The sequence below is a fragment of the Pseudomonas sp. 43NM1 genome, assembly GCF_002836905.1.
GTDB lineage: Bacteria > Pseudomonadota > Gammaproteobacteria > Pseudomonadales > Pseudomonadaceae > Aquipseudomonas > Aquipseudomonas prosekii.
The window spans coordinates 1-4,883 of sequence record NZ_MKGS01000084.1 but is presented as its reverse complement, the minus strand read 5'-3'; the positions used below and the strand labels follow the sequence as shown (position 1 = coordinate 4,883).

The window sequence follows — 4,883 nt, the reverse complement described above, 5'->3', positions numbered from 1 at the left end:
ACCAATCAACTGTAGGAGCTGAGCTTGCTCGCGAAAGCGGTGGGTCATTGGGCGGTAATGTGGCTGGCGTGGCCTCATCGCGAGCAGGCTCACTCCCACAGGGGGATTTGGGGTGGGCGCGGGATTGTGGGCAACACCGATAAATTGTAGGAGCTGAGCTTGCTCGCGAAAGCGGTGGGTCATTGGGCGGTAATGTGGCTGGCATGGCCTCATCGCGAGCAGGCTCACTGCTAAAGGGGATCAGCGCTGAATCGTTGCAGAGCCGCTCATCCGAGAATCACCAGAACCTGTAAGTTCTGACAGTAGCGACGCAGCCTTGACCCGGTGTCTGATAGCCGACGCACGTTAATTCAGATACCGGGAGCCACTCATGAATCAGCAATTCGACGCAGAAATCAGCAACAGCGTTTTTGTGTTGTACCCAGTAATGGTTCCTGGCTGGGCCACACCGGTGGAGCCAAGCGGTATCGCCGACGGCGGTATATCACGCGATCTTTATGCGCAAGTGCCCGAGGGGCTGCTTTGTCTGGTTGATCCTTGGATTGAGTTCAGCAGTACGGTGGGCAGCTTGCAGGTCAGCGAGGCCTTCAGTCTTTCGCCGCTTGCGGTGGATGACCGGATCGATTTGTACCTTGAAGGCCGATCGCGGCCACTGGCTGGCAAGACCATTGAGGAAAAAGAGGCAGACCAACGCATTCGGCTTTATCTACCGCCCGGCCATTTGCGCGAGGGCGTCAACAAAATCTGGTACCGAGTAACGCGTCCCAGCGGCAATTATCAAAATTCACGAGCCCTTTCCGTGCTCTATCACCTGCGCGGACCGGAAGCGCCGCGCCTGGAGTTCCCGGCCGATGTCATCGCCTCAGGGATCGACACCGCACGTGCCGACGCCGGGGTTGATGTACGTTTCCACTACGGCTACATGCGCCCGTACGATCTGATTGAACTGACGGGCGGACTTGCCTTCGCGGAACGTCCTGTCGTCGATGGCGAGACGTCGCCGGTCACCGAAACGTATTTCACCGACTTTTTCCAACGGGTCGGCGACGACCCGGCGACGCACTTCTGGTACTGGGTTTTTGACCAATTGGGCAACAAAGCACAGTCCGAAGTGACCAATATTGACGTGCACCTGCAGCAAACGACGCTAATGCCACCCGCGTTGTTTGGCGCTACCAGTCCGATCGATCTGCTGGCCTATCTGAACGGCGTGACCGTGCGGGTCGAGCATCTGCCGGCTATGACCAATGACCAGGCGCAACTGGTGGAGATGAACGCGCCGGGGGCCGCGCCCTTTCCGAGTCTGGTGCTGAATGCCGACAAACGCGCCGATTTCACGTTGACCCCGGCGTTTCTGGCTGCGCGACAGGGGCAGGACATCACGTTGAAATGGGTGTTGATCCGCAACGGCGCACCTGTGGCGGAGTCGCCCACCCTGCAGGTGAAAGTGAACCGAATTATCGACGGCGACACGCGCCTGCCCACTCCAAAGATCACTGCTGTAACCGACGACCGCACGCTTGACCTGAGCAGCTTCACCGGTAACACACGAGTCCTGGTCAGCGCTTGGCCGGGGATTGCAATCCGGCAGCCGTTTTGGGTGCGGTGTGAAGGCACAAATGCCAGCAACGCGGCCGTGGTATTACGGATTCACAACGGTATACCCATCGATAGTGCTGGCGCTCAGGGCGGGGAAGTGACTCGCGCCTATCTCGACCAATTGGCGAATGACTCGACGATCCGAGTGATCGTGGGCGTCAATTTTGATGGCCGGGCGGATGAAGCGACAGCCGTGTGGTTTCCGGTGCAACCGTACACCATCAGGGCTATCGCATTGGCTGTACCCACCCTGACCTCGGTCAAAGGCGTGCCGAGTGGCGTCGAAATTCTCGACAACGGCTTCACCGTTGAAACTTCCGTTGCCCTCACCGGGACCGCCAGCAAGGGCTTGCCCGTCGAAATTTTCGACGGGGCCGGTTCAAGCGCAGTGTCCAAAGGAACCGTAACGGCCAATGCCACCACCGGGGAATGGCGACTGACCATTGCCGTCGCGGTCGGCGCGCACAGCTTGTACGCGAAATCGGGGTATCACCCTACCCCGGTCTTTTCAAATGTGCGCAACTTGACCGTGACGGCAGCCGCCGCCACTACCATTACCTCGGTCAAAGGCTCGCCGAGTGGGGCCCAAATCCCCAACGGTGGCATCACCACTGAAACCAGCGTCATCCTGAGCGGCACTGCGAGCAAAGGTCAGAAGGTGCAAGTGCTCGACGGCGGCACCCTCAAAGGCGAACCCGTCGCCAATGCAAGCACCGGAGTGTGGACGCTCACCGTCTCGGGGCTGACCGTAGCGGCCCACAGTTTTACCGCCAGGGTCGGCGCGGGGGCGGCCTCGGCAGCCAGGACCTTGACCGTGACGGCTGCTGCCGCCACCACTATTACCTCGGTCAGAGGCTCACCGAGCAACGCCGAAATTCCCAACGGCAACACCACTGTTGAAACCACCGTCATCCTGACCGGCACCGCCAGCAAAGGTCAGAAGGTGCAAGTGCTCGACGGCGCCACCCTCAAAGGCGAACCTATCGCCAATGCAAGCACCGGAGTGTGGACGCTCACCGTCTCGGGGCTGACGGTAGCGGCCCACAGTTTTACCGCCAAGGTCGGCACGGGGGCGGCCTCGGCGGCGCGCACCTTTACCGTGCAAGTCCGTTTTTCGTTAGATCAATCCGCTATGGTGCTTAATGGTTTGAAACTAGTCCAAAGCTATGGCTGGACTGTAAAACTAGCCGATATACCAAACAATAACAAAACCAGGACGCCTACTGGCGGAGTTCCACCGTACTCCTATCAATCCGCCAACTCGGCCATAGCTTCGGTAAACACAGCAGGTAAAGTTGTAGGAATGAAAAATGGCACGACGACCATTACCGTTAGAGACTCTCAAAGTCGTTCTGGGCAATTCACTGTCACCGTATCGAATATCCGAAGAATTTTGATCAACACCGCACGTTTGACTTATCAGCAGGCAGACGCCTGGAATAGAAGCGTTGGCGGTGGCGACCTAGGCAATGCCGACTTGACCCCCATGAAAGCGCAATATGACGTAGGCCAGATATTCAGCCCTACAGGCCCGAGCGGGAACCGCTGGAGCAGCCCGATCATCACGTCAGGAGGAAGAACTTTCATACGCGTGATGCATGTAGTAGGCGGCCAATTTCCCTACCAACCTACAGACTACTTCATCCCTGGCGAGCATTTATCTAAAACTTGGACCGCCATCGCAGTAGTTCCCGAATCGTGAGAACCTACCGAGCCATAAATAAAAAGTTCATTTAATACAATGTCCCAATCAACCAGCTCAGGGATTAGCAAAAGCGGACAGAGTTATTTAATTCTTCCGCTCTCATCTAAGAGCATGTCGTTGTTGTGACACGCGGAATATGCCTACAAGTAAACCCGCCGTTTCCGGCGTTTCGCCGGTTGACTGCGTAGCCCTGTCTCCCTGGCCTCACGCCCGTCACGACTCATTCGTGATCGGGTTTGACGGCTCGGGCTGAATCTCAAGACGTATGGTTTCCTTAACTTCGCACGCGTATAACTTCGTTCGCTGCAAAGTCCTACGGTGACTGTGCGTGGGGCACCTTGGGGTGCGCCGGGTACTTGAGACCGGTCCGTCAACCTGCGCACAGTTGCCGCCCATTCGTTTGACGGCGAGCAAGTGGTGACTTCCACTTTCTCAAGCGTTAAACCAATGACCAACGCCAACACAAAATCCACTGCCCTCTCCCCCCTGCGCTCACGTTGACCGCCACCTCTTCGCCGTGCAAACCGACATCCCCTGCTCGACGCCCTGGAATACGCCACCTTCAGTCGCTGGGGCTCTGGCGGAAACTCACCGCCAACCGATTCCAGCTGTTAATCGTGGTCACGGCGATGGTCAGGTCCACCAGTTCGCTTTCGCTGAATTGGTCCCGCGCCAAACTGTAAACGTCGTCCGGCACGTGGCTTTCAGAGAGCAGCGTCACCGCTTCGGTCCAGGCAAATGCCGCGCGTTCGCGGGGGTTGAAAAAGCTGCTGTCGCGCCACACCACAATCGAATACAAACGCCGGTCCGTCTCGCCGAGGCGCCGGGCGTCGACCGAGTGCATGTCGGTGCAGAACGCGCAGCCGTTGAGTTGCGAGGCGCGGATTTTGATCAGGTGCAGCAGCGCTGGTTCGATGCTCAGGTGGCTGGTCAGCGCTTCCATTGCAATCATCGCTTTCATCGCTTTGGGCGAGGCGCTGTAGTAGTCCAGGCGGGGATTCATGGCGCGACCTCGTTTTGCGCGGAGACAAGCTCCCAAGGTAGGCGCTGACTCAGCCGCGTTACAGAGCCAATTCGACGAAAAATTCGCAGACCAGCGGGCAGTAGACCAATCCGGCGGTTTTCCCCTGCGCAACTTCTCCACGATGGCGCAATGAGGGTAATCTGGCGCGACCCTCAGTCGCCTATTCTCAGCCCTCAAAAGCCCAGGAGCCCCGCCGGTATGGAACTTCACGTTGTCATCAACGGCCGCAAGGACCTGGCAGGCCAGCTGTACCAGCAGCTGCGCGCCGCCATCGAAACTGGTCGCCTGGCCGCCGGCACGCAACTGCCGCCGAGCCGTTTGCTGGCGGAACAACTGGGCATTTCGCGCAAGACTATTTCCGACACCTACTCGCAACTGACCTACGAAAACTTCCTCACTGGCGTCACAGGCAAAGGCACTTACGTCAACGCGCGGCCGGCGAAAATCCAGCGCAAGCAAAGCCATTCGGAATTGGCCAGTAGCGAGGTCATCGAGTCCTGGCGCAACCTGCCGGTGTTCCTCCGTCACCCGACGCTGCAGGGTTCGCTGCGATAC

3 protein-coding genes are annotated in these 4,883 nt (G+C 58.4%); 2 read left to right on the top strand and 1 reads right to left on the bottom strand.

Going from position 1 to position 4,883, the window contains the following annotated elements; genetic code table 11:
- Nucleotides 1-370 precede the first annotated feature (370 nt).
- Nucleotides 371-3,301 (top strand): Ig-like domain-containing protein, encoded by a 2,931-nt coding sequence (locus tag BI292_RS09100; protein ID WP_101207677.1) that lies wholly within the window; start codon nucleotides 371-373, stop codon nucleotides 3,299-3,301.
- A gap of 565 nt (nucleotides 3,302-3,866) precedes the next feature.
- Here BI292_RS09100 and BI292_RS09095 read toward each other — a convergent pair.
- The gene (locus BI292_RS09095; protein ID WP_092280644.1) at nucleotides 3,867-4,307 is read right to left on the bottom strand and encodes a carboxymuconolactone decarboxylase family protein; all 441 of its coding nucleotides are present in this window, start codon (nucleotides 4,305-4,307) and stop codon (nucleotides 3,867-3,869) included.
- Between the two features lie 219 nt (nucleotides 4,308-4,526).
- Between BI292_RS09095 and BI292_RS09090 the strand changes: the two genes are divergently transcribed.
- Nucleotides 4,527-4,883, top strand: a 357-nt coding sequence (locus tag BI292_RS09090; protein ID WP_157831238.1) for a GntR family transcriptional regulator, incomplete at its 3' end; no start/stop codon positions are given.